At 57.1% G+C, this 25,500-nt stretch carries 23 protein-coding genes; 9 read left to right on the plus strand and 14 right to left on the minus strand.

From position 1 onward, the window contains the following. Positions 1–147: 147 nt before the first annotated feature. A complete protein-coding gene (gene tsgA / locus LQ945_RS11750) occupies positions 148–1,332 on the plus strand; it encodes an MFS transporter TsgA (RefSeq protein ID WP_020837315.1) in 1,185 nt (394 codons plus the stop codon). Positions 1,333–1,392: 60 nt separating this feature from the next. Here the strand turns inward: tsgA and LQ945_RS11755 are convergent, their stop codons facing one another. Further along, complete coding sequence (locus LQ945_RS11755) at positions 1,393–2,661, minus strand: cytosine deaminase (protein ID WP_269321578.1); 1,269 nt, start codon at positions 2,659–2,661, stop codon at positions 1,393–1,395. 302 nt (positions 2,662–2,963) lie between these two features. Between LQ945_RS11755 and nirB the strand changes: the two genes are divergently transcribed. The 4 genes from nirB to cysG are packed head-to-tail and all read left to right on the plus strand — an operon-like array spanning position 2,964 to position 8,120. Beyond that, entirely contained in the window at positions 2,964–5,513 is a 2,550-nt protein-coding gene (gene nirB, locus LQ945_RS11760; RefSeq protein WP_044554765.1) for a nitrite reductase large subunit NirB, read from the plus strand. Then, positions 5,510–5,836, plus strand: a complete 327-nt coding sequence (gene nirD, locus LQ945_RS11765) for a nitrite reductase small subunit NirD (RefSeq protein WP_044554766.1) — start codon at positions 5,510–5,512, stop codon at positions 5,834–5,836. The genes nirB and nirD overlap by 4 nt, the downstream gene beginning before the upstream one ends. A 30-nt stretch (positions 5,837–5,866) precedes the next feature. After that, positions 5,867–6,667 (plus strand): nitrite transporter NirC, encoded by an 801-nt coding sequence (nirC, locus tag LQ945_RS11770; RefSeq protein ID WP_270102916.1) that lies wholly within the window; start codon positions 5,867–5,869, stop codon positions 6,665–6,667. A gap of 49 nt (positions 6,668–6,716) precedes the next feature. Further along, the gene (cysG, locus tag LQ945_RS11775) at positions 6,717–8,120 is read left to right on the plus strand and encodes a siroheme synthase CysG (RefSeq protein ID WP_262241567.1); all 1,404 of its coding nucleotides are present in this window, start codon (positions 6,717–6,719) and stop codon (positions 8,118–8,120) included. Between the two features lie 50 nt (positions 8,121–8,170). Here the strand turns inward: cysG and trpS are convergent, their stop codons facing one another. From trpS to pilM, 12 genes are all read right to left on the minus strand, one after another. Beyond that, positions 8,171–9,175: a tryptophan--tRNA ligase gene (gene trpS / locus LQ945_RS11780; protein WP_182824095.1), complete on the minus strand. Its 1,005-nt coding sequence runs from the start codon at positions 9,173–9,175 to the stop codon at positions 8,171–8,173. Between the two features lie 2 nt (positions 9,176–9,177). After that, the gene (locus LQ945_RS11785) at positions 9,178–9,876 is read right to left on the minus strand and encodes a phosphoglycolate phosphatase (RefSeq protein WP_270102917.1); all 699 of its coding nucleotides are present in this window, start codon (positions 9,874–9,876) and stop codon (positions 9,178–9,180) included. Further along, complete coding sequence (rpe, locus tag LQ945_RS11790) at positions 9,869–10,546, minus strand: ribulose-phosphate 3-epimerase (protein WP_020837326.1); 678 nt, start codon at positions 10,544–10,546, stop codon at positions 9,869–9,871. Before rpe ends, LQ945_RS11785 begins: the two co-directional genes overlap by 8 nt. Positions 10,547–10,602: 56 nt before the next feature. Next, on the minus strand, positions 10,603–11,415 hold the full coding sequence (gene dam, locus LQ945_RS11795) for an adenine-specific DNA-methyltransferase (protein ID WP_262241570.1): 813 nt from the start codon (positions 11,413–11,415) through the stop codon (positions 10,603–10,605). Positions 11,416–11,693: 278 nt separating this feature from the next. Continuing rightward, a complete protein-coding gene (locus LQ945_RS11800; RefSeq protein WP_270102918.1) occupies positions 11,694–12,716 on the minus strand; it encodes an SPOR domain-containing protein in 1,023 nt (340 codons plus the stop codon). A 157-nt stretch (positions 12,717–12,873) separates the two neighbouring features. Continuing rightward, positions 12,874–13,971, minus strand: a complete 1,098-nt coding sequence (gene aroB, locus LQ945_RS11805) for a 3-dehydroquinate synthase (RefSeq protein ID WP_044554773.1) — start codon at positions 13,969–13,971, stop codon at positions 12,874–12,876. A gap of 93 nt (positions 13,972–14,064) precedes the next feature. Next, positions 14,065–14,586, minus strand: coding sequence for a shikimate kinase AroK (gene aroK, locus LQ945_RS11810; protein WP_004391482.1), 522 nt, complete (start codon positions 14,584–14,586; stop codon positions 14,065–14,067). 350 nt (positions 14,587–14,936) lie between these two features. Beyond that, on the minus strand, positions 14,937–16,181 hold the full coding sequence (gene hofQ, locus LQ945_RS11815; RefSeq protein ID WP_270102920.1) for a DNA uptake porin HofQ: 1,245 nt from the start codon (positions 16,179–16,181) through the stop codon (positions 14,937–14,939). Beyond that, the gene (locus LQ945_RS11820) at positions 16,178–16,534 is read right to left on the minus strand and encodes a hypothetical protein (protein ID WP_269935947.1); all 357 of its coding nucleotides are present in this window, start codon (positions 16,532–16,534) and stop codon (positions 16,178–16,180) included. The genes hofQ and LQ945_RS11820 overlap by 4 nt, the downstream gene beginning before the upstream one ends. After that, positions 16,527–17,045: a hypothetical protein gene (locus tag LQ945_RS11825; protein ID WP_269935948.1), complete on the minus strand. Its 519-nt coding sequence runs from the start codon at positions 17,043–17,045 to the stop codon at positions 16,527–16,529. Before LQ945_RS11825 ends, LQ945_RS11820 begins: the two co-directional genes overlap by 8 nt. Continuing rightward, positions 17,038–17,574 carry a PilN domain-containing protein gene (locus LQ945_RS11830; protein ID WP_269935949.1) on the minus strand — a complete coding sequence of 179 codons (537 nt, stop codon included), beginning with the start codon at positions 17,572–17,574 and terminating at the stop codon, positions 17,038–17,040. The genes LQ945_RS11825 and LQ945_RS11830 overlap by 8 nt, the downstream gene beginning before the upstream one ends. After that, the gene (gene pilM, locus LQ945_RS11835) at positions 17,574–18,416 is read right to left on the minus strand and encodes a type IV pilus biogenesis protein PilM (RefSeq protein ID WP_270102921.1); all 843 of its coding nucleotides are present in this window, start codon (positions 18,414–18,416) and stop codon (positions 17,574–17,576) included. The genes LQ945_RS11830 and pilM overlap by 1 nt, the downstream gene beginning before the upstream one ends. A 122-nt stretch (positions 18,417–18,538) precedes the next feature. Between pilM and mrcA the strand changes: the two genes are divergently transcribed. Beyond that, the gene (mrcA, locus tag LQ945_RS11840) at positions 18,539–21,097 is read left to right on the plus strand and encodes a peptidoglycan glycosyltransferase/peptidoglycan DD-transpeptidase MrcA (RefSeq protein ID WP_182824107.1); all 2,559 of its coding nucleotides are present in this window, start codon (positions 18,539–18,541) and stop codon (positions 21,095–21,097) included. Between the two features lie 49 nt (positions 21,098–21,146). Here mrcA and nudE read toward each other — a convergent pair whose 3' ends face one another. Continuing rightward, positions 21,147–21,701 (minus strand): ADP compounds hydrolase NudE, encoded by a 555-nt coding sequence (gene nudE, locus LQ945_RS11845; protein ID WP_012147288.1) that lies wholly within the window; start codon positions 21,699–21,701, stop codon positions 21,147–21,149. 466 nt (positions 21,702–22,167) lie between these two features. Between nudE and LQ945_RS11850 the strand changes: the two genes are divergently transcribed. From LQ945_RS11850 to hslR, 3 genes are all read left to right on the plus strand, one after another. Then, positions 22,168–24,300 (plus strand): intracellular growth attenuator family protein, encoded by a 2,133-nt coding sequence (locus LQ945_RS11850; protein ID WP_270102922.1) that lies wholly within the window; start codon positions 22,168–22,170, stop codon positions 24,298–24,300. A gap of 97 nt (positions 24,301–24,397) precedes the next feature. Next, the gene (gene yrfG / locus LQ945_RS11855; protein ID WP_044554780.1) at positions 24,398–25,078 is read left to right on the plus strand and encodes a GMP/IMP nucleotidase; all 681 of its coding nucleotides are present in this window, start codon (positions 24,398–24,400) and stop codon (positions 25,076–25,078) included. Further along, the gene (hslR, locus tag LQ945_RS11860; RefSeq protein WP_182824111.1) at positions 25,075–25,482 is read left to right on the plus strand and encodes a ribosome-associated heat shock protein Hsp15; all 408 of its coding nucleotides are present in this window, start codon (positions 25,075–25,077) and stop codon (positions 25,480–25,482) included. The genes yrfG and hslR overlap by 4 nt, the downstream gene beginning before the upstream one ends. The last annotated feature ends 18 nt before the right edge of the window (positions 25,483–25,500 follow it).

Below are 25,500 nucleotides of genomic sequence, written 5' to 3' on the forward strand. Positions count from 1 at the left end.
ATCGACAGCCATCACAAAAACTCCCGTTGTCTGTGCTAGGATCCGCTCCCTGGTGGCCTGATCGGGACTTTTTTCTGCTTTTGCCAGGAAAAGCCAGCGGCCTTATGCCAGTTTTAAACTCCTCACAGACATAATCAGGCCTATATAATGAATGACAGCAACCGTCTACGGCTTACCTGGATCAGCTATTTTTCTTACGCGCTGACCGGTGCTTTAGTTATCGTCACAGGGATGGTGATGGGGAACATTGCAGAGTACTTTAATCTGCCGGTTTCCAGCATGAGCAATACCTTTACCTTTCTTAACGCCGGTATTTTGATTTCGATCTTCCTCAATGCCTGGCTGATGGAAATCATCCCGCTGAAACGTCAATTGATGTTCGGCTTTGTCCTGATGGTGCTGGCTGTCGCCGGGTTGATGGTCGGCAAAAGCCTGACCATGTTCTCGTTGTGCATGTTCGTCCTTGGCGTGGTCAGCGGTATCACCATGTCGATAGGCACCTTCCTGATCACCCATATGTACGCCGGCCGCCAACGCGGTTCGCGCCTGCTGTTCACTGACTCCTTCTTCAGCATGGCCGGGATGATCTTCCCGATTGTCGCCGCAATGCTGCTGGCTCGTCAGATCGGCTGGTACTGGGTGTACGCCTGCATCGGCCTGCTGTATGTAGGTATCTTTGTGCTGACCCTGTTCTCCGAGTTCCCGGTGCTGGGCAACAAAGGCGCCGACGCCGGCCAGCCGGTGGCGAAAGAAAAATGGGGTATCGGCGTGCTGTTCCTGTCGATCGCCGCACTGTGCTACATCCTCGGCCAGCTTGGTTTCATCCAGTGGGTGCCGGAATACGCCACCAAGTCATTCGGTATGGATATCAGCCAGGCCGGTAAACTGGTGAGCGATTTCTGGACCTCATACATGGTGGGCATGTGGGTGTTCAGCTTTATTCTGCGCTTCTTCGACTTGCAGCGTATCGTCACCATTCTGGCCGCTTTGGCGACCGGTGCGATGTACATGTTCGTCAGCACCGACAATCCGGAACACCTGGGCTACTACATTATGGCTCTGGGCTTCGTTTCCAGCGCCATCTACACTACGCTGATCACTCTGGGCTCGCTGCAGACCAAGGTTTCTTCGCCGAAACTGGTTAACTTCATCCTGACCTGCGGCACCATCGGCACCATGCTGACCTTCGTGGTCACCGGCCCGATCGTAGCGAAAGGCGGCGCGCATGCGGCGCTGACTACCGCTAACGGCCTGTACCTGGCGGTGTTCGTCATGTGTCTGCTGCTCGGTTTCGTGACCAAGCACCGCAGCCACGGTCACGTGACGCACTAACCTGCCGACGTGATGTGAAAAGGGCGCCTCGGCGCCCTTTTTTATGCTGAAGCCGGCGCCTTAGCGCCGGAAATCCACCTTCTCATCCTGCGCCAGATACAGCGTGGTTTCGGCAGGCTGGGTCTCGGCGATCACCGCTCCCTGCCGTATCGAATAGCGCACCGGCGTCTGTCGGCGCACCGCGTCAAAACCGCTTTCCGCCGGCAGAATCACCAGGTTGGCACTGTTCCCTGCCGTCAGGCCGTAATCGGTCAGGTTCAACGTCCGTGCGCTGTGGCTGGTGATCAGTTTCAGCCCGTCATCGATTTGGCCGTATCCCATCAGTTGACACACATGCAGCCCCATATGCAGCACCTGCAGCATGTTGGCAGTCCCCAGCGGGTACCAGGGGTCGAACACATCGTCATGACCGAAGCAGACGTTGATATTCGCCTCCAGCATCTCTTTCACCCTGGTGATGCCGCGCCGCTTCGGATAACTGTCGAAGCGTCCCTGCAGGTGGATATTCACCAGCGGGTTAGCAACAAAGTTGATGCCTGACATTTTCAGCAGGCGGAACAACCGTGAAGCATAGGCGCCATTGTAAGAGTGCATCGCCGTGGTGTGGCTGGCGGTCACCCTGGCACCCATGTCCATTTTCAGCGCCAGCGCCGCCACGGTCTCGACAAATCGCGACTGCTCGTCGTCAATCTCATCGCAGTGGACATCCACCAGCCGATCGTATTTCTGCGCCAGAGCAAACGCCTTGTGCAGCGACTCCACGCCGTACTCCCGGGTGAATTCAAAGTGCGGGATGGCCCCCACCACGTCGGCCCCCAACCGCAGCGCCTCTTCCAACAGGGCTTCGCCGTTGGGATAAGACATGATGCCCTCCTGCGGGAAGGCGACGATTTGCAGCGTAACCCAGGGTGCCACTTCCTGCTTCACTTCCAGCATCGCACGCAACGCCGTCAGGGTCGGGTCTGAAACGTCAACGTGGGTACGCACGTACTGCACGCCGTTGGCGATCTGCCATTTCAGCGTCTGCCAGGCGCGTTGCTTGACGTCCTCGTGGGTCAACAGCGCCTTGCGTTCCGCCCAGCGTTCAATGCCTTCAAACAGAGTACCTGACTGGTTCCAGGCCGGTTGCCCGGCAGTTTGGGTGGTATCCAGATGGATATGCGGCTCGACAAATGCCGGCTGCGCCAGCCCGCCCTGCGCATCCAGCACGTCGTTGCGCCACTCTTGCCCTTCCGGCTGCGGCACGATATGGGCGATGCGCCCCTGTTCAATGGCCAGTTGCCACAGCCCTTCATGCCCGCTTAAACGCAGGTTATCGATAAACTTCAATGGACTCTTGGCCACGCTTCACCTCTGCTGTTCCAGCCTGTTTTATTCATCATACTGGCAGCGGATCAGACTGACAAAGCGCCCTTGCGGTTATTACCCCGCCCTTACTCCCAAATAAGTAGAATTCGTGTTAACTGGCTCGTTTCAGCTAAAGATGAATAAAAACCGCAACTTATCAAATATCGATAAAAATCATCCATATACCACATAAGAGGTATATAGAGGGGCGATTGATTTGCATCAATAAATCGCCCGTGGGGAAGAATAAGGTAACCCTAGGAAACCAGAATTTTGAGGCAATAATGAGCAGAGTCAAACTTGCTGTCATCGGGAACGGCATGGTCGGCCACCGGTTTATCGAAGATCTGTTGGAAAAAGCAGACAAAGACCAGTTCGACATCACCGTATTTTGTGAAGAACCGCGCATCGCCTACGACCGCGTGCACCTGTCTTCTTATTTTTCCCACCACACCGCCGAAGAACTCTCGCTGGTTCGCGAAGGCTTTTACGAAAAACAGGGCGTAAAAGTGCTGGTCGGCGAGCGTGCCATTACCATCAACCGCAGTGAAAAAGTCATTCACTCCAACACCGGCCGCACGGTCTACTACGACAAGCTGATCATGGCCACCGGCTCTTACCCGTGGATCCCGCCGATCAAAGGCTCGGACAGCCAGGACTGCTTTGTCTACCGGACCATTGAAGATCTGAACGCCATCGAAGCTTGCGCACGCCGCAGCAAACGCGGTGCCGTGGTCGGCGGCGGCCTGCTCGGGCTGGAAGCCGCAGGCGCGTTGAAAAGCCTGGGCGTAGAAACCCACGTCATTGAGTTTGCGCCGGTACTGATGGCAGAACAGCTCGATCCAATGGGTGGCGATCAGCTGCGTCGTAAAATCGAACGCATGGGCGTCAAAGTTCACACCGGTAAAAACACCCAGGAAATCGTCAACGGCGGGGAACAGGCGCGCAAGACCATGCAGTTCGCCGACGGCACCGCATTGGAAGTCGACTTTATCGTTTTCTCCACCGGCATCCGTGCCCAGGACAAACTGGCCCATCAGTGCGGGCTAGCTACCGCACGCCGGGGCGGCATCGTGATCAACGACAGTTGCCAAACCTCAGATCCTGACGTTTACGCCATCGGCGAATGCGCTTCGTGGCGCGACCGCACCTTCGGCCTGGTTGCTCCAGGCTATAAAATGGCGCAGGTCACGGCTGACCATCTGCTGGGGCGTGAAAATACCTTCCTGGGCGCAGACATGAGCGCCAAGCTGAAATTGCTGGGTGTCGACGTCGGCGGCATCGGTGATGCCCATGGCCGCACCGAAGGGGCGCGCAGCTACGTTTATCTGGATGAAAGCAAAGAAATTTATAAACGCATCGTGGTCAGCGCAGACAACAAGACCCTGCTCGGCGCGGTGCTGGTGGGTGATACCAGCGACTACGGCAACCTGCTGCAGTTGGCGTTAAACGCCATCGAACTGCCGGAAAACCCGGACGGTCTGATCCTGCCGTCGCACGCAGGCAGTAAGCCGGCGATTGGCGTCGAGTCGCTGCCGGAAACCGCGCAAATTTGCTCCTGCTTCGACGTCAGCAAAGGCGATATCATCAAGGCGGTCAGCATGGGCTGCCACACCGTCGCCGCCATCAAGTCTGAAACCAAGGCCGGTACCGGCTGCGGTGGCTGTATTCCTCTGATCACCCAGGTGCTGAACGCCGAACTGACCAAACAGGGCATCGAAGTCAACCATCACCTGTGCGAGCACTTTGCTTATTCACGCCAGGAGCTCTACCACCTGATCCGCGTCGAAGGCATCAAATCCTTCGACGAACTGCTGGCCAAATACGGCAAGGGTTACGGCTGCGAAGTGTGTAAACCTACCGTTGGCTCACTGCTAGCCTCCTGCTGGAATGAGTACGTGCTCAAACCGCAACATACGCCGCTGCAGGACACTAACGACAATTTCCTCGGCAATATCCAGAAAGACGGCACTTATTCGGTGATCCCACGCTCCGCCGGCGGTGAAATCACGCCGGACGGTTTGATGGCGGTCGGCCAGATCGCCAAGGAATACAATCTGTACACCAAGATGACCGGCTCTCAGCGCATCGGCATGTTCGGCGCGCAAAAAGACGACCTGCCGGCTATTTGGAGCAAACTGATTGCCGCCGGTTTTGAAACCGGCCACGCCTACGCCAAGGCGCTGCGCATGTCGAAAACCTGCGTTGGCAGCACCTGGTGCCGCTATGGCGTCGGCGACAGCGTCGGGTTTGGCGTCAAGCTGGAACACCGCTACAAAGGCATTCGCACCCCGCACAAAATGAAGTTTGGCGTTTCCGGCTGCACCCGTGAATGCGCCGAGGCGCAGGGCAAGGACGTCGGTATTATCGCGACCGAAAACGGCTGGAATCTGTACGTCTGCGGCAACGGCGGCATGAAACCGCGCCATGCCGATCTGCTGGCGGCTGACCTCGACAGCGAGACGCTGGAGCACTACCTCGATCGCTTTATGATGTTCTATATCCGCACCGCCGATAAGCTGCAGCGCACCTCGGTATGGCTGGAAAGCCTGGAAGGCGGCATCGATTACCTGCGCAAAGTGATCATTGACGACAAACTGGGCATCAACGCTCAGTTGGAAGCCGAAATCGCCCGCCTTCGCGACGCGGTGATCTGCGAGTGGAAAGAAACCGTTGAGCACCCCGAATCTCAGGTCCGCTTCGCCCACTTTATCAACAGTAGCCAGCGCGATCCGAACGTCCAGGTGGTCGCCGAACGCGAGCAGCATCGCCCGGCCCGTCCAGACGAACGCATTCCTGTCACCCTGCTGGAAGTCGAGGAGAACAACGCATGAGCCAGTGGACAACCCTTTGCCCCATCACCGATATTCTGCCAGGCACCGGCGTGTGTGCCCTGATTGGCGACCAGCAGGTGGCGATATTCCGTCCCTATGCCGACGAGCAGGTCTTTGCCATCAGCAATATTGATCCCTTCGCCCAGGCCAGCGTGTTATCACGCGGGCTGATCGCCGAACATCAGGGTGAGCTGTGGGTCGCGAGCCCGTTAAAAAAACAACATTTCCGCCTGCACGACGGTTACTGTCTGGAAGATGACAGCCGCTCCGTCTCGCATTTCGCCAGCCGGGTTTTGGACGGCATGGTGCAGGTCGCGGCCTGATATTTCTACTTTAACCTCAGGGGAAGCAGCATGTTCACCGATACCATCAACAAATGCGCCGCCAATGCGGCGCGCATCGTCCGGCTGGCAAAACACAGCCCGCTGGGCTTTTGGATCAGCTCGGCAATGGCCGGGGCCTACGTCGGCCTCGGCATCATTTTAATCTTCACCCTCGGCAATCTGGTCGATCCCTCCCTGCGTCCGCTGGTGATGGGGGCCACCTTCGGCATCGCGCTGACGCTGGTGATCATCGCCGGTTCCGAACTGTTCACCGGCCACACCCTATTCCTGACGCTCGGCGTCAAGGCCGGCACCATCCGTCAAAGCCAAATGTGGGCGGTCTTGCCGCAGACCTGGTTAGGCAATCTGTTGGGCTCGGTGCTGGTGGCGCTGATGTACTATTACGGCGGCGGCAGCCTGTTGCCGGTGGACACCAGTCTGGTGCACACCGCCGCGTTGGCGAAAACCACCGCTCCGGCGGAAGTGCTGTTCTTCAAGGGCGTGCTGTGTAACTGGCTGGTCTGTCTGGCAATTTGGATGGCGATCCGCGTGGAAGGTGCCGCCAAGTTCATCGCCATCTGGTGGTGTCTGCTGGCCTTTATTGCTTCCGGCTATGAACACTCGGTCGCCAATATGGCGCTGTTCGCCCTGTCCTGGTTCGGCCATCACAGCGAGGCCTATACCCTGAGTGGCATCGGCCATAACCTGCTGTGGGTGACGCTGGGTAATATCCTGTCCGGCTCGGTGCTGATGGGCCTGGGTTACTGGTACGCCACACCGCGTGCCGAACGGCCGCAGGCTGAAAAAGCCGCAACGCGTCAAACCGCATAATATTCCGGGGCGCTTGGCGCCCCACTGCTGATTGCCCCGAGGATTGCCGATGGATTACCTGCCGATTTTCTGCCAACTGCAACACAAAGCCTGCCTGCTGGTCGGTGGCGGCGAGATTGCCGAACGCAAAGCCCGTCTGCTGCTGGATGCCGGCGCGGCGTTGACCGTCAACGCCTGCAGCTTCAGCCCGCAATTTCACGAATGGGCCGCGCTTGGCCGGGTCACGCTGGCAGAAGGCGAGTTCAGCCCGGCGTTGCTGGCAGAAAAGTGGCTGGTGATCGCCGCCACCGATCGGGTCGAAGTCAACGCGTTGGTGTATCAATGCGCCAATCAGCAACGGGTGTTCTGCAACGTCGTGGATGATCCCAAGCGTGCCAGCTTTATCATGCCGTCGATTATCGATCGCTCACCGATTATGGTCGCGGTGTCTTCCGGCGGTAAAGCGCCGGTGCTGGCGCGGCTGTTGCGAGAAAAACTGGAGGCCATGCTGCCTCAGCACCTTGGCAAGCTGGCGCAGTTGGGCGGTTCATTGCGTCAACGGGTGAAAAAACACTTCGCCGATATCGGTGCGCGCCGCCGTTTTTGGGAAAAGCTGTTTGCCCACGACCGCCTGGCGCAATCTTTGGCCAATAATGACCAACCGCTGGCAGATCGGCAGATCGAGGAGCTGTTTAGCCATCAACAGCAACAATGCGGTGAAGTGGTGCTGGTGGGTGCCGGGCCGGGTGACGCAGGCCTGTTGACCCTGAAAGGTCTGCAGCAGATCCAGCAGGCTGACGTGGTGGTTTATGACCGCCTGGTCTCCGATGAGGTCATGACGCTGGTTCGCCGGGATGCCGAGCGCATTTTCGTCGGCAAACGTGCCGGCAACCATTGCGTGCCGCAAGATCAGATTAACCAAATCCTGCTCGAGCAGGCGCAACAAGGTAAGCGTGTGGTACGACTGAAAGGCGGTGACCCGTTTATCTTTGGCCGTGGCGGCGAAGAGCTGGAAACGCTGGCCGACGCCAATATTCCATTCTCGGTGGTGCCGGGCATTACCGCCGCTTCCGGGTGTTCAGCCTACAGCGGTATTCCCCTCACCCATCGCGACCATGCGCAAAGCGTACGGCTGGTGACGGGGCACGCCAAGCGCGATGGCGGGTTGAACTGGTCAACGCTGGCCGCCGGACAACAAACGCTGGTGTTTTACATGGGCCTGACGCAGGCGGCAGAGATCCAGCGCCAACTGGTTGCACACGGTATGCCGGCGTCCACCCCGGTGGCGTTGGTAGAGAACGGCACCTCTTGTCGTCAAAAGGTGATCGAAGGGGAACTGAACCAGCTGGGAACCCTGGCCTTGCGAGCCGCCAGCCCAAGTTTGATCATCGTCGGCAGCGTGGTGAGCCTGCGCAGCAAACTGAACTGGTTCTCCAGCCAGGAATCACCACCGCCGCTGGCGCAAATGGCTTAATCCAGACGTAAAAAAAGCGGCCAATGGCCGCTTTTCATTTATGGCGAGGATCACAGTGGCGACACGAAGCCAACCGCCTGGTAAACCTTGGCCAACGTTTCCTGCGCACGAGCACGAGCCTTGGCCGCGCCGTCACGCATTACCTGTTGCAGCAGGGCCTCGTCATTGCGGAAACGGTGGTAACGCTCCTGCAGCTCACCCAGCATGCCTGATACCGCTTCGGCTACCGCACCTTTCAGGTGGCCGTACATCTGGCCTTCAAACTCGGCTTCCAGCTGAGCGATGCTCTTGCCGGTCACACCGGCGAGAATATCCAGCAGGTTTGATACCCCCGCCTTGTTCGCCACGTCGTAACGCACGACCGGCGGCTCTTCGGAATCGGTCATCGCACGTTTGATTTTCTTGCTCACCGCTTTCGGATCTTCCAACAGGCCAATCACGTTGTTGCGGTTATCGTCCGACTTGGACATTTTCTTGGTCGGCTCTTGCAGCGACATCACGCGAGCGCCGGACTTGGGAATAAACGGTTCAGGGACTTTGAACACATCGCCGTACAAGGCATTGAAACGCTGACCGATGTCACGGCTCAGTTCCAGATGTTGTTTCTGGTCTTCACCGACCGGAACCTGGTTAGTCTGGTACAACAGGATATCCGCCGCCATCAGCACCGGGTAGCTGAACAGGCCGGCGTTGATGTTCTCCGCATAGCGTGCGGATTTGTCTTTGAACTGGGTCATGCGGCTCAGTTCGCCGAAATAGGTATAGCAGTTCAACACCCAGCTCAGCTGCGTATGCTCCGGCACGTGAGACTGCACGAAGATGGTGCTCTTTTGCGGATCGATGCCGCAGGCCAGATACAGCGCCAGCGTGTCCAGCGTAGCTTTGCGCAGTTTCTCTGCGTCCTGACGTACGGTGATCGCGTGCAAATCAACGATGCAGTAGATGCAGTCATAATCGTCCTGCATTTTCTCCCACTGACGCAGGGCACCCATGTAGTTGCCAATGGTCAGTTCACCGGACGGCTGTGCGCCGCTAAATACGATGGGCTTACTCATGTTTAAATTTCCTGATTCTCTAAAGATGACAGCCCAAGAGCGGGCAACAAATCGGCAAAGCGCTCCAACACGCGGTCGGGATGGCTCAGGGCAATCGCCTCGCCGTAGTTATAACCATAGGTCAGCGCAACGCTTGGGCAGCCAGCCGCCTGCGCCGCCTGAATATCATTGCGGGAATCGCCCACAAACAGTAACTCGTTGGCACGCAGGCCCAACTTGCCGAGAACCAGATACAGCGGTGCCGGGTGCGGTTTTTTTTCCACCACGTCATCACCGCCGATAATCAGCGAGAAGTCATCGAGAATGCCCAGCGCAGCCAGCAAGGGGGCGACAAACGGCGTCGGCTTGTTGGTCACCAGCGCCATGGGATACCCTTGCGCGGCCAATTGAGTCAGCGTTTCCCTCACCTGAGGAAACAGGCGGCTGCCGCTGTCCACGGTTTGCGCATAGAAGTGATCGAAACGTTCGCGCAGCTGCAGGCAGTGTTCCGGCGTGGCTTCCACTTCGGCCCAGCGCAGCGCGCGTTGCACCAGCACGTCTGCGCCATTGCCAATCCAGGTGCTGACCCGAGCCTCACCGGCCTGCGGCAGACCCATTTCCGCCAGCGCCATATCGATAGCGGCAGCCAGTCCCGGCGCGCTGTCTACCAGCGTGCCATCGAGATCAAACGCCAGAGCACGGATGGCACTGAAATCAGCCATGCGTCACCTTCGCCAGTTCGCTGCGCATATCATCAATCACCCGGCGATAGTCCGGCTTGCCGAAGATGGCTGAACCGGCGACAAACATGTCTGCACCGGCTGCGGCGATTTCGGCGATATTGTCGACCTTCACTCCGCCATCCACTTCCAAACGGATATCGCGACCGCTTTCGTCGATCAGCTTGCGCACCTGGCGCAGCTTATCCAAAGTGCCGTGGATAAACGACTGGCCGCCAAAGCCAGGGTTGACCGACATCAGCAGGATCACGTCGATTTTGTCCATCACGTAATCGAGATAGCTCAGCGGCGTCGCCGGGTTGAATACCAAGCCGGCTTTACAGCCGTGCTCTTTAATCAATTGAATGGTGCGATCGACGTGTTCGGAGGCTTCCGGATGGAAAGAGATGTAACTGGCGCCCGCTGCGGCGAAGTCCGGCACTATGCGGTCTACCGGCTTCACCATCAGATGCACGTCAATCGGTGCGGTGATGCCGTAGTTACGCAGCGCCTGACAAACCATCGGCCCGATGGTCAGATTGGGAACGTAGTGGTTATCCATCACGTCGAAGTGCACTACGTCGGCACCGGCGGCCAGCACGTTGGCCGTGTCTTCACCCAGGCGAGCAAAATCTGCCGACAAAATGGACGGGGCAATCAAAAATTTTTTCATCCGCTATCTCCAAACGTAGGGTTCGAATTTGTTATACGCCGGGGCGTAACCCCGGTTTAACGATAAAGCGCCAAAAGTTCATTCACTTTGCTGCGACCAAGAATATTGCGGCTGATGGTGCGGCGCGCTTTCACCACGTACAGCGAAGCATGCTGGTACCAGTCACGCGTCAGTTCGGTATCGTGGTTGGAAATCAATACCGGCACCTGGCTTTCGACCGAAAGCTGATGCGCCATCAACGCCAGGCTTTGTTGATCGGCCATGCTGAAGCTGTTGGTGTGGTAGGCGGTAAAATTCGCCGTCGCCGATAATGGCGCATACGGCGGATCGCAATACACCACGGTACCACGCTCGGCTTTTGCCATGGTATCCCGGTAATGCTCGCAGACAAAAGTGGCGTTGCGGGATTTTTCGGCGAACCAGTACAGCTCTTCCTCCGGGAAGTACGGTTTCTTGTAACGTCCAAACGGGACATTGAATTCCCCACGAAGATTATATCGGCACAGGCCGTTATAGCAGTGGCGGTTCAGATAAAGAAACAGCAGCGCGCGGCGATAAGGATCGGCACTAGTATTAAACTCTTCGCGCAGCAGGTAAAACTGATCCGACTTATTGAATTCATCGGTGAAAAGAAGGCGGGCATCACGTACAAAGTCATCCGTACGCAGCTTAACGATGTTATACAGATTAATAAGATCGCTGTTGATGTCGGCGAGAATATAGGCATCGTATTCCGTGTTCAGAAAGACTGAACCCGCACCCACGAAGGGCTCGATTAAGCAGTCGCCTGCTGGTAGATGACGACGAATCTCGTCCACCAGCGGGTATTTTCCACCAGCCCATTTTAAAAAAGCGCGGTTTTTCTTCATGCCGTCAATTAGCTACTTATTATACAATTCAGAGCGGCGGATTGTACTCTGTTTCAGACAGCACATCAGCGCACAAATTTAAGTGATTGATACCCTTCATACTTCAAGCCGCAGCATCGTTGGCCACGCACGGTCGTTCGTGCCTGTTTCCAGGCCACTTCAGTCATCTGTCGCGGGCTAAATGGCGCGCCCCGATTAACATGGGCGCAGCATGCTGCGCCCCTCAATGTCTGAAACCCCTGCTCTTGCCGTCTGACTGCAGCTTGAAATCTACCGGGTTACTTTTTCAGTTCTTGCTGTACCTGGCGTACAGGTCGAACCCATGGTTTTTTCGCCTGAACATCCGCCGGCAGCGTCGCGATTGCACGCTTCGCTTCTGCCGAAGAGGCATAGTTACCACTCACCAGCACATACCAAGGCTTGCCGTCACGCTGGGTCGAGTACACCAGATAATGCTGCAATTTCTGCTGCTTGGCATACGCATTGAGCGTATCGGAGCGTGAGGCACTGCTCAGTTGCAGAGTATAATGGCCTGCCGGTGCAGACTGCAGCGAACCAGCGCTGCCGCTTACGGCGCCTGCCTTGGCACTTGCCGCTCCCGCTTTGGCAGAAGAGGTCGGCGCTGGCGTATACACCGTGGTCGGCGCTTTATGCTGCGAGGCGGTAGCCGCTGGCTTGGTGACGGTTTTTGCCGGCGTTTTGTGTTGCTGTGGCGCCGTTCCCTGAACCGGGCGTACGGTTTCTTTCGCCGCTGCGCCGTTCATCAGGGTGGCAGGAGCCGTCGGCAGAGTCGAAGCCGGCCCCGTAATGCCTTGCGTCGCGGTATCAACCTGCCCTTGCTGGGCGGACAACGCGTCCGACATATTGCCCGGCAAATCGACCCGTTGCTGCGCGCCGCCCTGTTGTGGCTGCGGTTGCGCTTCCGTAGGGGTGCTGGCGATCGGTGGAACGCTGACGGTTTGCGGCTGAGAGCTGCTGCTCACGCCGTTATTGTCATTGGTGTCCGTAGTGCCGCCTGGTACGCCGGAATTACCGGCCGTCAGCGACGAAGAACCAGACAGGTTAATGTCTTTGGCTGCGCCATTTTGTGCGCCTTCCTGAGCCGCTTCATGCTTGGTTGGCGCTTTCAGCGCCGAGCCAATGCCGACAATCAGCAATAACAGCACCAAAATACCGATACCAATCATTAAATGCTGACGTGAAACGGCGAAACGCGGTCCCGGAGCCGGCTTGCGCGAACGTGCAGGACGACGATCGCTGCTATCAGGTCTGAGATCGTCTTCCGGTTTAAACTCATCCATCTGAAACCCTCCAACTAGAGGCAAAAGCCCACCACTGTAGACCTACCGTGGCACGGGCAGATTAACCCGATGATGGTAAAGCGATGCCATGCATGCTTTACACATATTAATATAGATGTAAACGGCGGCTAAGCCACTGTTACTTCGTCCGATTTACTTAGGCATTCCGTGCAGGAAGGCAAGCTGCGATCGAAGCAAGCACCATTTCATGCCCCACCCCGCCACGGACCTCCGCCTGGCCAATGGCCGTCGGCAGTACCAGGCGCAGCTCACCGGCCAGTACTTTCTTATCGCGCAACATATGTGGCAGATAAGATTCCGGTGCCATTTCCTGCGGACCACACACCGGCAAACCGGCGCGCAGCAACAGTGCTTTAATACGTTCAATATCTTCGACGGAGAACTGACCGAGACGGTGCGCGGTTTCTGCCGCCATCACCATGCCGGCGGCAACGGCCTCACCGTGCAACCATACACCATAGCCCATTTCGGCTTCGATAGCATGACCGTAAGTATGGCCCAGATTCAGCAGCGCACGCAGACCGCTTTCGCGTTCATCGGCGGCGACCACCTCAGCCTTGAGTTCACAGCAGCGGCGGATGCAATAGGCCAGAGCCTGCATGTCCAACGCCATCAGCGCATCGATATTGTTTTCCAGCCAGACAAAGAAATCGCGGTCGAGAATGATCCCGTACTTGATCACTTCAGCCAGACCAGAGGAGAGCTCACGCGCCGGCAGGGTTTTCAGGCAATCCAGATCAACCACCACGGAAACGGGTTGATAGAAGGCGCCGATCATGTTTTTGCCGAGCGGATGATTGACGGCGGTTTTACCGCCAACGGAAGAGTCCACCTGCGACAGCAGCGTGGTAGGAACCTGAATAAAGCGGACACCGCGTTGATAACAAGCGGCGGCAAAACCGGTCAGATCGCCCACCACGCCGCCGCCCAGGGCAATCAGCGTGGTATCGCGACCGTGCGGTTTTTCCAACAGCGCCGAGAACACCTGCTCAAGCACGGCAAGGGATTTGTACTGTTCGCCATCAGGTAAAATCACCTGATCCACCATGACGCCGGCCTGCTCCAGCACCTTCCGGACGCGGTCCAGATAGAGTGGCGCCAGGGTTTGGTTGGTGACCAGCATTACCTGTTCACCCGCCTTCAGCGGCATAAAAGAAGCCGGATCGTTAAACAATCCGGCGGCTATGGTAATCGGGTAGCTGCGCTCCCCAAGCGTTACGGTAATTCTCTCCATGTCGCGCTCAGTTCTCAATGTGGTTTATCCCCGCTACTGCGGGGAACACAATCAGTCTTTCCGCATTTGCCGTGGCGAACACGGAAACCGCAATCAGTTGCTTTCCAGCATGTTGATAATCTGGTTGGCAACCACTTTGGCGCTTTGATCGTCGGTGCGGATGGTGACATCTGCAATTTCTTCGTATAACGGATTGCGCTCTTTCGCCAGCGCTTCAAGCACTTCACGCGGAGGAGAATCAACCTGCAACAGCGGACGCTTTTTGTCGCGCTGGGTACGGGCCAATTGCTTCTCGATAGTGGTTTCCAGATACACCACTACGCCACGCGCCGACAGACGGTTACGCGTTTCACGCGATTTAACCGAACCGCCACCGGTAGCCAGCACGATGCCTTGCTTTTCCGTCAGTTCATTAATGACTTTTTCTTCACGATCGCGGAAACCTTCTTCACCTTCCACGTCGAATACCCAGCCCACGTCAGCTCCGGTACGTCGCTCAATTTCTTGATCGGAGTCGAAAAACTCCATATTGAGTTGCTGAGCTAACTGACGGCCAATAGTGCTTTTGCCGGCACCCATAGGCCCAACCAGAAAGATATTGCGTTTCTCTGCCATGTTTTTCGGTATTACTAAGACAATTCGTTAATGTTAACCCGCCCCGCCAATCAAATCAGCGGCGGGACCTAAACTGAAACCTCATGAACGATAGTGCGAGATCAGACGGAAAATTATCTCAACACTCTTGGTAGTTTGGCAACCGAATAAATCGCAATCCACGCCGCAGGAGGGAAACCATACGTTTTTAACGGCGTCTTGGCGCTAACAAAAAAACCTCGGTGCTCAATTCGGTAACCCTTGTAAGCTAAATCGGTCGCAGCGTCAAACGCAGATGCCCCCAAGGCGATAAAAAAGTGCATCTGCTCATCAACTTTAGGTGATTTCCCACGAACCTGACACATTGCCGCTCAGGCCTTAATCAATGTCGGAGTAATGAATATCACCAGCTCGCGCCGTTTATGCTGTTTGCTACTCTGTTTGAACAAAGATCCCAACAGCGGCACGTCGCCAATACCGGGCACCTTATCGGCCCCGCGGGCCCCATGACGCTGAAATACGCCGCCCAAAACGATGGTTTCGCCATCTTTCACCGTCACCTGGGTTTTGATCTCCTGCTTATCTATCGCCAGCGCCTCGCCTGCCCCACGGCTGATTGAACGCCCGGGCATGTTCTGGCTGATTTGCAACGTCAGGGTAATGCGCCCATTGGGTAAAATTTGCGGCGTGACCTCCATCCCCAGCACCGCCTCTTTAAACTCCATCGATGTCGCCCCACTGGAACCACTCTTCACCTCATAGGGAATTTCAGTGCCTTGCTTTATGCTGGCGGTTTGCAGGTTGGCCGTCAGCAGCCGAGGGCTGGCGATAATTTCTACCCGGTTTTCCTGTTCCAGCGCCATCAACTCCAGATCCAGCAATCGTCCGCCGATGCGTGCCAGGTGAAAACCCGCGCTGACGGCGCTGCGATCCAACGGCAACGCCACGTTGAAGCCATCCAACTGCCACGACTTTGCCGGCCGCGCATCCGGTGCCAATCCCCAACGCACGCCAAGTTCCCGCAAGCTTTCGCTGTTGATGGTGACGATATGCGCCGCCAATTGCACCTGTGCCAACGGCGTATCCATTTCCGCGATCCGCTGAGTCAATAACGCCACTGTCGGTGCGGTATCTCGGATCAGCACGGCATTGGTGCGTTTGTCCGCCACCACGCTGCCCCTCTCGCTCAGCAATATACCGCCCTGAGCATTCAGGTTTTCGGCAATCTCGGTCGCATCGGCATGGTTCAACGGCAGAGTCACGCTGTGCAAGGGCTGTTTTTGCGCCAGTGCCTGCTGTTGCCGCTGCTTTTCCTGCTCGCTCGGCTCGGGAAACACCATCATGACGTTGCCCTCCAGCGTCATGGTCAATTTCCCCATGCGTAAAATCACGGCCAGCGCCTGCCGCCAGGGCACGTTATCCAATCTCAACGTCAGGTTACCCTCTACACCCGCAGCGGTGACCACATTCAGTTGCTGATAATCCGCCAGCGCCTGCAATACCACCGCAACCGGCGCATCCTGAAACTCCAGTGAAATGGGGGCGGGTTCCTGCCCTGCGTTTGCGATAGCGCTCCCCCACAGCAGCGCGGCAGGCAGCCAACGGTATCCTTTCATTTTTCTTCCTTATGTTTTCCCAACGTCAGCACCACTGCGTTCTCGGCGGCCGGGCACGCCGGATCACCCAGCACCTCTTTGAGCGTCAATTGCCGTTCCAGTACCTGCTCTACTTGCCAGCGCCCGGCCAGCAGCGTTTGCCGAGGTTTGGCCCGCAGCCACTGCCCAGCGGGGGTAACGATCCAGGCATAGCGCAACGTCGCTTGCCCGATGATGCCTTTTAGTTGCCAGCTCGCCGGCGATTGCGCCGGTGTCGCGCAGTCAGACGAGGGCAGCGGCCTGAAAGGGTCCCGCGGTTGCGCCAGCAGCGATATCGGCAGCAACAGCAGCCATAACCCGAGATTTTTATTCATTGGGCGTTACCGCTGCAGCCTCAGCCACATCCTGAAAAGTGAACTGCACCGTTAGCCCCTCCTGCTGTGTCTCAACCGTCATCTGGTCGATACGCAGTTTGGCAGGCAGCGCGTCCAGTAACCTTAACAAGCGGCCGTAATCAAGGTGCAGTTGCAGGGTTTGCCGCGAGGAGTTTTCCTGCTGCTGCCAGCGTTGCAGCCCCGCACCTATCCGCTGCAATATCTCCGACAACGCTTCACTCGCGGCAGGCAGGGGCTCAACCTGTTGCAGCTTTTGATTCAGCGCCTCCAGCGTCGGCATGCGAGCCAGCTGTGCCGCCAAAGGGGCTATTTGTTGCGTAACTCGTTGCTGCTCCGCCTGGGTTTTGCCCAGTTGTTGCCACGGGCCCTGCAACAGCAGCAGGCCGAACAGCAGGAACAGCCCACTCAATGCCAGCCACTGCATGCTTAACAGCTTCCACCCTGGCAGGATCAGGCATTTCGTCAGCCAAAACGGCAGCGGCTTATTCATCCCGCCCCCACTGCGCCACCAGGGCAAATGAAAACAAGCCATCCTGACGCTGTGCCACCTCGGCCAGTTGGCCACGCCGCAACAACGGCAATGCAGTCAGCTGTTGCTCAAACTGGGTTATAGCCTCATAGCGGTGGCTCAAACCCCGTAGCGTAAGATTGTGCGTATTGCTTTCCAGTGCAATAAGCCACAGCGGCGCAGGCAGCAGGGCCGAGAGTTGTTGCAGCAAGTTAAGGTAGCGTCGGTTGTGCGCCAGATTCCTGCCATGCTGCTCCGCCTGTGCGGTCAGGTTCGCCAGGCGAGTCATTGCCTGTTGCCGTTGCTGATAGCGCCCCGTCAATTCCGCCTGCTGCCGGGCCAGCGTTAACAATGCCTGATGCTGTTGTTCCTGTTGCTGATTCAACAAGCCATAAGCCCCCATCAGCACCGCCAACACCAGCACTAGTTGCAGCACAAACAGGCGTAACCAGAAAGCAGCGTGCCGACGCTGGATGCCCGCACGCCAGGGCAGAAGATTAACCTGATACATCAGCGGTCCTCTGCGCGCAGCGCCAAACCGCCGGCCAATACAAACGCCGCCGGCACGGGTGGCTGCGGCGGACGCAGCTGGCTGAAAGCGCTGAACGGTGACCAGGGTAAACTCCCCGACGGAGGCAGCTCATCCAGCACGCTGCTATAGTAAATCTGCTGCGTCGCCAGCGACGGACAGGCGGCATGCATCGCCGTCAGCGCCTGGTCAGGCTCTTCGGCCTCCCCCAGGCTGACAATGCCATAGGCAAGGGCCTGGGGAGAGGGGGCGACCCATAACCACTCCTGATCGAGACGGTGCAGTAAACCGGCTTCAGCCGACACGCCTGCCGCCGTCGCCATCATGCGCAGTGCGCAAGGAGTGATATCGACCGCCTGCGGCTGCAGGTTGGCCTGATGCAAACAGTGCAGCCACTGCTCCAACTCCTGCTGTCGCGCGGCGGTGAGCAGCAAAGTACCGGGGTCCGGCGGGGAGGGTCGGTAATCCAGTGCCAGCGTCTGGCTGTCCAGCGGGAACTGTTTTAAACCCTGACTGGTGATGTATTCACCGCGAGCCGGCTCTTTCAGCCTGGCATCCGGCAGCGGCATCTGCTGCTGTAAAACCCGCGGGGCGGGCAATGCAATGCGTAAGGAAATATGTCTTGGTAACTGAATTCGCCATTGTCGCAATGCCTGAATCAGCAGCTCGGGGTGTTCGAGGCAGCCTTCTCGCAACACCGGTTGCGGTAGCCTTTGTTGCCACCAGTGACGCAGTTGCCAGCCGTTGCGGCGGCGCTGTGCTGCCAGAGCGCGAATGCAGTGACTTTGTATATCCAGCCCCACCTGCCATGCTTGTGTGAACATATTTCGCCCGACCTCCATATCGTCAGATGATAAAAGAACATATCCATGTTGCAGGCTTGCCTTTATACTACCGCGCGGTTGTTTATAAACTGCCCAAATGACATGAAAATGGGAAATCTCAGGTGAAGTTCGTAAAGTATTTACTAATCCTTGCAGTGTGTTGCATCGTGTTGGGGGCAGCCTCGATCTTTGGCTTGTACAAATATGTCGAGCCACAGTTGCCTGACGTTGCGACGCTGAAAGATGTGCGGCTGCAAATACCGATGCAGGTTTACAGCGCCGACGGCGAACTGATCGCCCAATACGGTGAAAAACGCCGTATTCCGTTGAAACTGAACCAAATTCCACCGGTTATGGTGCATGCGTTTATCGCCACCGAAGACAGCCGCTTCTATGAGCATCATGGCGTCGACCCGGTCGGTATCTTCCGTGCTGCCTCTATTGCGCTGGTCTCCGGCCATGCGTCCCAGGGGGCGAGTACCATTACCCAGCAGTTGGCGAGGAACTTCTTCTTAAGCCCGGAACGCACCCTGATGCGAAAAATCAAGGAAGCTTTCCTGGCGATTCGCATCGAACAGATGCTGAGCAAAGACGAAATTCTCGAGCTGTACCTGAACAAAATCTATCTGGGGTATCGCGCCTATGGCGTGGGTGCCGCGGCTCAGGTTTACTTCGGTAAAGACGTTAGCCAGCTCACCTTAAGCGAAATGGCGACCATCGCCGGTTTGCCGAAAGCGCCTTCTACCTTCAACCCGCTCTACTCCCACGATCGCGCCGTCGCGCGCCGCAACGTGGTGCTGTCGCGCATGATGGATGAGCATTACATCACTCAGGCGCAGTACGATCAGGCTCGCAGCGAAGAACTGGTGGCCAACTACCATGCACCGGAAATCAGCTTCTCCGCCCCCTATCTCTCCGAGATGGTGCGTCAGGAGATGATCAAACGTTATGGCGACAACGCCTATACCGACGGTTACAAGGTCTACACCACCATCACCAAAAAGCTGCAGCTGGCGGCGCAGGAGTCGGTACGTAACAACGTGCTGGCCTACGATATGCGCCACGGTTACCGTGGCCCGTCCAACGTGCTGTGGAAAGTCGGCGAAGCAGCGTGGGATCAAAAACAGATCGTTGATTCGCTGAAGAATCTGCCGAACTACGGCCCGCTGTCTCCGGCTGTGATTGTCGCGGCCAACGCCGAAGAAGCGACGGCCATGATGGCTGACGGCAGCCATATTGCGCTACCGATGGCGACCATGCGCTGGGCGCGTCCTTACAAATCCGATACTCAGCAGGGCCCTACGCCGAAACGCGTTACCGACGTAGTGCAGGCCGGTCAGCAAGTCTGGGTGCGTAAGGTGGGCGAGAATTGGTGGCTGTCACAGGTGCCGGACGTCAACTCGGCCTTGGTGTCGATCAACCCGAATGACGGGGCCGTGAAGGCGCTGGTCGGCGGGTTCGACTTCAACCAGAGCAAGTTCAACCGCGTTACCCAGGCGCTGCGTCAGGTCGGTTCGAATATCAAACCTTTCCTGTACACCGCCGCGATGGACAAGGGCCTGACCCTGGCAACCATCCTGAACGACCTGCCGATCACCCGTTGGGATCCGGGCGCCGGCACCGACTGGCGACCGAAGAACTCACCGCCAACCTACGATGGGCCGATTCGCCTGCGTCAGGGGCTGGGGCAGTCTAAAAACGTGGTAATGGTACGTGCTATGCGCGCGATGGGCGTCGATTATGCGGCAGAATACCTGCAGCGTTTCGGCTTCCCGGCACAGAACATCGTGCACACCGAATCGCTGGCGCTGGGTTCCGCTTCGTTCACCCCTATGCAACTGGTGCGCGGCTATGCGGTTCTGGCCAACGGCGGTTACCTGGTGGATCCGTACTTTATCACCAAGATTGAAGACGATAGCGGCAACACGGTGTTCGAAACCAAGCCTAAGATTGTCTGCAGCAGCTGTAACCTGCCGGTGATCTACGGTGATACCCACCGTTCTGCCGTACTTTCTGAAGACAATATTGAAAATGTCGCGACGTCGCAGGAAGGCAAGAATGGCAGCGTGCCTATGCCGCAACTGGAGCAGGTGACTCCGGCTCAGGTGCTCCAGGATGGCGATCAGCAGTATGCGCCACACGTGATCAGCACCCCGTTGGCGTTCCTGATGCACGACGCGCTGAACAGCAACATCTTTGGCGAACCGGGCTGGATGGGCACGGCATGGCGTGCAGGACGCGATCTGAAGCGTCGTGATATCGGCGGTAAAACCGGGACCACCAACAGCTCGAAAGACGCCTGGTTCTCCGGTTATGGCCCGGATACCGTGACCTCGGTATGGATTGGTTTTGATGACCATCGCCGCGACCTTGGCCGTGCTACGGTTTCAGGTGCGATACCGGATCAGGTCTCCGGCGGCGAAGGCGGTGCGAAGAGTGCACAGCCGGCATGGGACGACTTTATGAAAACCGCGCTGGAAGGCATTCCGGAGCAGAAGGTCACTCCGCCACCGGGCATCATCAGCGTCACCATCGACAAGAGCAGCGGCAAGCTTTCTGGCGGCGGCGGCGGCAGTCGCTCCGAGTACTTCATCGAAGGGACTCAGCCAACGGACTACCCATCGCGAGATACCGGCACTACGTTGACGGATCCCGGCGGTGAGAGCCACGAGCTGTTCTAACAAAAAAAGGCCAGAGAAATCTGGCCTTTTTTTATTTAGGATTCAAAGATTAACGCGAACCGCGTAAAAATGCCTCAGTCAGGAACAACGCGCTGACATTGCGCGCCTCACGGAAATCCGGTTCAGCCAGCAACGCCATCATATCGGCAATCGGCCAGCGTACCTGCGGCAAGGGCTCCGGCTCATCCCCTTCCAGACTCTGCGGGTAGAGATCGTGTGCCAGCACGATATTCATTTTGCTGGAAAAGTATGACGGCGCCATCGTCAGCTTGCTGAGGAAGTCAAAGCGCCTGGCGCCAAAGCCCACCTCTTCCATCAGTTCGCGGTTCGCCGCCTCCAGCACGCCTTCACCAGGATCGATCAACCCTTTGGGAAACCCCAGCTCATAAGATTCGGTGCCCACCGCATATTCACGGATCAGCAACAAGTCGTCGCCAATCACCGGCACAATCATCACGGCCTCACGGTCCGAGGGCCGCATCCGCTCGTACACCCGCCGTACACCGTTACTGAACTCCAGATCGACGGACTCAACGTTAAATAAACGCGAACGCGCGACCGTTTCCACTTTCAGAATTTTAGGTTTTTGCAGGTGTTTATCCATGATTGCCTCAAATGAGTTATCCGCGACAGGCCACAGTTTCAGGCGTGATAGCGCGGATAACCAGAATAGTGATTGGCGTGACGCGCAGTTCACTTGCGTTCAAACGCTGACCAAATCCGATCTTGATCACATTGTGCGTTAATGAGAACCTTTGCCGCAACGAGCACAAGCAGTAATTTACTTTTTTTTAACAACTGTAGCCAGCGCTGGCCGATTTTCTGCCTCTCTCAGGCAAAAAAGAGTGCATTAAAATAAGATAATGCCGATACCGATAGAAGAGCCCGATTGCTATCATCACACAGGTAAGGCATGGCGATAAAACGGGCAATTATTATCAATAAATGAGATCCCAACGGAGAATCTGTTCTCCCGTCACTGTTCGGGGTGTCTCTTGATGATTTGGCTGCGTATAATGCGCCACGATTCATCAGGTTGGTGAGGTTCACGGGTTCAAGATGGGGATAGCATGAGCACAATAGTGTTGATATTGGCCTTAGTGCTTGCCTGCCTGATTGCCGCCGGCCTGTATCTCTGGTTTAAAGCCCGCAATCAGCCGCTGCTAACGCGCGCGTTGCCCTTTATCAAACCCACACACCGTAAACTGACTGGCGAAGAGCGCGCTGCCGTTGAGCATTATCTCGGCCAGCAAAATAAGCTGAGCAACAAACTGTTGCCCGGCAACAGCTCGCTGCCTTCCGCCAAGCTGGCTCTGACACCGCAGAGCGACAACGTCTATCCCATTACCCATGCCATTACCCGCTACGGGCTGGCCAGCGATGACCCCAACAAGTGGCGCTATTATCTGGACGCCGAAGAGGTGCATCTGCCGCCGTTCTGGGAGCAGTACATCAGCGCCGATAACCATGTGGAAGTGATCAGAACCCAGACGTTACCGCTGGTCATCTCCCTCAACGGGCATTCGCTGAAAGATCATATTCACGATCGGCCGCAACCGCCGGTGGTGAAAGCCGCCCCGAGTCAAAATGCCTCCATTCGCAAGGAGGAGAGCGAACACGTCGAGTTGGTGAATATCCGCAAGGAAACACCGGAAGAACACGCGCTGACTCGCCCGAACGGCATCAAGGAAGCCGCCGTTATCTCGGCCGCCCTGCTGCTGCTGTTCTTCAGCCTGATAAGCCCGGTGGTGGTTATCCCCTGGATGATTCTGGTTGCCGTGCTGATGATCTCCTGGGGCTGCTGGAACCTGTTCCGTCGGCCGGCAACGCGTGAACTGAAAGAAGTGCACTGCCTGCGGGGCACTCCCAAGCGCTGGGGGCTGTTTGGCGAATCCAATCAGGGACAGATCAGCAATATCTCACTCGGCATCATCGATCTGATTTATCCGCCGCATTGGCAGCCTTATATCACCCAGGATCTGGGCAAGACCACCGACGTGGATATCTACCTTAACCGCCAGGTGTTGCGTCAGGGACGTTTCCTCTCACTGCATGATGAGGTGAAAAACTTCCCGTTGCAGCAATGGGGCAGAAACGCGGTGCTGATGGCCAGTTCGTTTTTGGTGCTGGTGCTGCTGCTGACCTATATTCCGCTAAGCCTGCCGCTTAAGCTGAGCATGGCTTGGCTGCAGGGCGCGCAAAAAATCGAAGTGACCAACGTTCAGGCTCTCGAAGGCGCAACCTTGCGCATCGGCGATACCCTGAAAGCGCAAGGCAACGGTATGTGTTATGTGCCGCCACCGGTTAACGGTTCGCACACCTCCAACTTTATGCCTTTCGACTGTTCAGGCATTTACTGGAACAACGCCGCCCCCCTGCCGCAGCCGGAATCCGATATCATCGACAAAGCCTCCGCCTTGCTGGCGACGGTCAATACCCAGTTGCATCCCGACGGTACCGATCAGAAACTCAACCCGCAGCTGGCCAGCGCGATTGAAAAATCCGGTATGATCCTGTTGGATGATTTTTCCGATATTGTGCTGAAAACGCAGGATTTATGCCAGGCGGACAACGACTGCGTCCGGCTGAAGAACGCCCTGGTGAACCTGGGTAACGTCAAAAACTGGGCAACCCTGGTAAAACGCGCCAAGTCGGGCGCTTTGCAGGGGGTCAACGTGTTGCTGCGCCCGGTGAGCGCCGAATCGCTGGAAAGCCTGACCAAGGTTGCCGCATCGTCGTTTGTCTACAGCGAAACCCGGCAGGCCGCCGCCGCGCTCAACAGCCCTCCGCCTGGCGGGTTCCTGATCAGCAGCGATGAAGGCAAGCAGTTGGTCAATCATCCCCAGCCTGCGGTCCCCTTAAACGAATACAACGCACTTGATCAGTGGAATGAGCTGCAACGCCTGGCCAGCATGCTGCTGCATACGCCGTTTGAAGCTCAGGGCGTGATCACCAATATCAGCGTCGACGCCAACGGCACACGCCATATTGCGCTGCACAGCGAGCCGGATATCATCACCCTGTGGCGCTATCTCGGCACCAGCCTGCTGCTGCTGACGGTCGCCGTCGTTCTGGGTTACAACACCTGGCGACTGGTACAGCGCCGCCGTATCAACCAGCACCGAACCGCCGATATCCAGCGCTATTACGAAAGCTGCTTTAACCCGCAGCTCTCCCCGATGTCATTGCGGCCGATGCCCTGAGTCATCCGTCGGCCTGCTTCCTGTCACCCACTTTATGCTAGGCTAACGCTATTCCCCTTATCCTGCGGACCCGCGACTGTTCGCCTATGGAGTTTTCATGGTTCCCGAGTTTGACTGGCGTGAAATTGATACCGTGCTGCTGGATATGGACGGCACCCTGCTCGATCTGGAGTTCGACAGCCACTTTTGGCTCAGCCTGGTACCACAGGCCCTGAGCGAGCAGCGTGCTATTCCGTTCGACGAAGCGCGTAAAATCATTCACCAGGAATATCTGGCAGTACAGCACACCATGAACTGGTACTGCTTCGACTACTGGAGCGAACGGCTGGATCTTGATATTTACCGCATGACCACGGAGGTCGGCAGCCGAGCTCGCCTGCGTGAAGACACCGAGCCCTTTTTGCAGGCATTGCGAGCCGCAGGTCACCAGACTATTCTGTTGACCAACGCCCATCCGCACAGCCTGGCGGTAAAAATTGAGCATACCGGTTTGGATCGGCACCTTGATTTATTACTTTCTACCCACACATTTGGTTATCCGAAAGAAGATCAGCGTTTGTGGCAGGCCGTGCAGCAACACACCGGATTTGATCCGCAACGCACCCTGTTCGTCGACGACGGTGAACCTATTCTGGATGCTGCCCGCACCTTCGGGATCCGCTATTGCCTGGGCGTTCAGAATCCGGACTCCAGCATGGCGGAGAAAACTTTCCGACACTACCCGGCAATGCGCGACTACCGCCTGTTGATTCCGGCGTTAGCCAAGGGGGAGCAATGAAAGATAAGGAAACACGGGACGACGCGGTCCGGCTGGATAAATGGCTTTGGGCGGCTCGTTTCTACAAAACCCGCGCGTTGGCGCGGGACATGATCGACGGCGGCAAGGTGCACTACAACGGACAGCGCGGTAAGCCGAGCAAGATTGTCGAGCTCAATGCCGAGATCAAGCTGCGTCAGGGTAATGATGAGCGCACGGTGATCGTCCTGGCTCTGGCCAGCCAACGGCGCGGCGCCGACGAGGCGCAGCAAATGTATCAGGAAACCGAAGCCAGCATCGCCAACCGAGAGAAAGTGGCGCTCGCACGCAAGATGAATGCGCTGACCATGCCGCATCCGGACCGCCGTCCGGACAAGAAAGAGCGGCGCGACCTGATTAAATTTAAATTTGGTGAGCAGGAATAACCCCTCGCCGCAATGAGA

It is taken from the genome of Serratia liquefaciens (genome assembly GCF_027594825.1).
Lineage (GTDB): Bacteria > Pseudomonadota > Gammaproteobacteria > Enterobacterales > Enterobacteriaceae > Serratia > Serratia liquefaciens_A.

Coding starts and splice junctions, on each gene's coding strand:
- tsgA (WP_020837315.1), top strand. CDS start 148: ATGAATGACAGCAACCGTCTACGGCTTACCTGGATCAGCTATTTTTCT.
- nirB (WP_044554765.1), top strand. CDS start 2,964: ATGAGCAGAGTCAAACTTGCTGTCATCGGGAACGGCATGGTCGGCCAC.
- nirD (WP_044554766.1), top strand. CDS start 5,510: ATGAGCCAGTGGACAACCCTTTGCCCCATCACCGATATTCTGCCAGGC.
- nirC (WP_270102916.1), top strand. CDS start 5,867: ATGTTCACCGATACCATCAACAAATGCGCCGCCAATGCGGCGCGCATC.
- cysG (WP_262241567.1), top strand. CDS start 6,717: ATGGATTACCTGCCGATTTTCTGCCAACTGCAACACAAAGCCTGCCTG.
- trpS (WP_182824095.1), bottom strand. CDS start 9,175: ATGAGTAAGCCCATCGTATTTAGCGGCGCACAGCCGTCCGGTGAACTG.
- LQ945_RS11785 (WP_270102917.1), bottom strand. CDS start 9,876: ATGGCTGATTTCAGTGCCATCCGTGCTCTGGCGTTTGATCTCGATGGC.
- rpe (WP_020837326.1), bottom strand. CDS start 10,546: ATGAAAAAATTTTTGATTGCCCCGTCCATTTTGTCGGCAGATTTTGCT.
- dam (WP_262241570.1), bottom strand. CDS start 11,415: ATGAAGAAAAACCGCGCTTTTTTAAAATGGGCTGGTGGAAAATACCCG.
- LQ945_RS11800 (WP_270102918.1), bottom strand. CDS start 12,716: ATGGATGAGTTTAAACCGGAAGACGATCTCAGACCTGATAGCAGCGAT.
- aroB (WP_044554773.1), bottom strand. CDS start 13,971: ATGGAGAGAATTACCGTAACGCTTGGGGAGCGCAGCTACCCGATTACC.
- aroK (WP_004391482.1), bottom strand. CDS start 14,586: ATGGCAGAGAAACGCAATATCTTTCTGGTTGGGCCTATGGGTGCCGGC.
- hofQ (WP_270102920.1), bottom strand. CDS start 16,181: ATGAAAGGATACCGTTGGCTGCCTGCCGCGCTGCTGTGGGGGAGCGCT.
- LQ945_RS11820 (WP_269935947.1), bottom strand. CDS start 16,534: ATGAATAAAAATCTCGGGTTATGGCTGCTGTTGCTGCCGATATCGCTG.
- LQ945_RS11825 (WP_269935948.1), bottom strand. CDS start 17,045: ATGAATAAGCCGCTGCCGTTTTGGCTGACGAAATGCCTGATCCTGCCA.
- LQ945_RS11830 (WP_269935949.1), bottom strand. CDS start 17,574: ATGTATCAGGTTAATCTTCTGCCCTGGCGTGCGGGCATCCAGCGTCGG.
- pilM (WP_270102921.1), bottom strand. CDS start 18,416: ATGTTCACACAAGCATGGCAGGTGGGGCTGGATATACAAAGTCACTGC.
- nudE (WP_012147288.1), bottom strand. CDS start 21,701: ATGGATAAACACCTGCAAAAACCTAAAATTCTGAAAGTGGAAACGGTC.
- LQ945_RS11850 (WP_270102922.1), top strand. CDS start 22,168: ATGAGCACAATAGTGTTGATATTGGCCTTAGTGCTTGCCTGCCTGATT.
- yrfG (WP_044554780.1), top strand. CDS start 24,398: ATGGTTCCCGAGTTTGACTGGCGTGAAATTGATACCGTGCTGCTGGAT.
- hslR (WP_182824111.1), top strand. CDS start 25,075: ATGAAAGATAAGGAAACACGGGACGACGCGGTCCGGCTGGATAAATGG.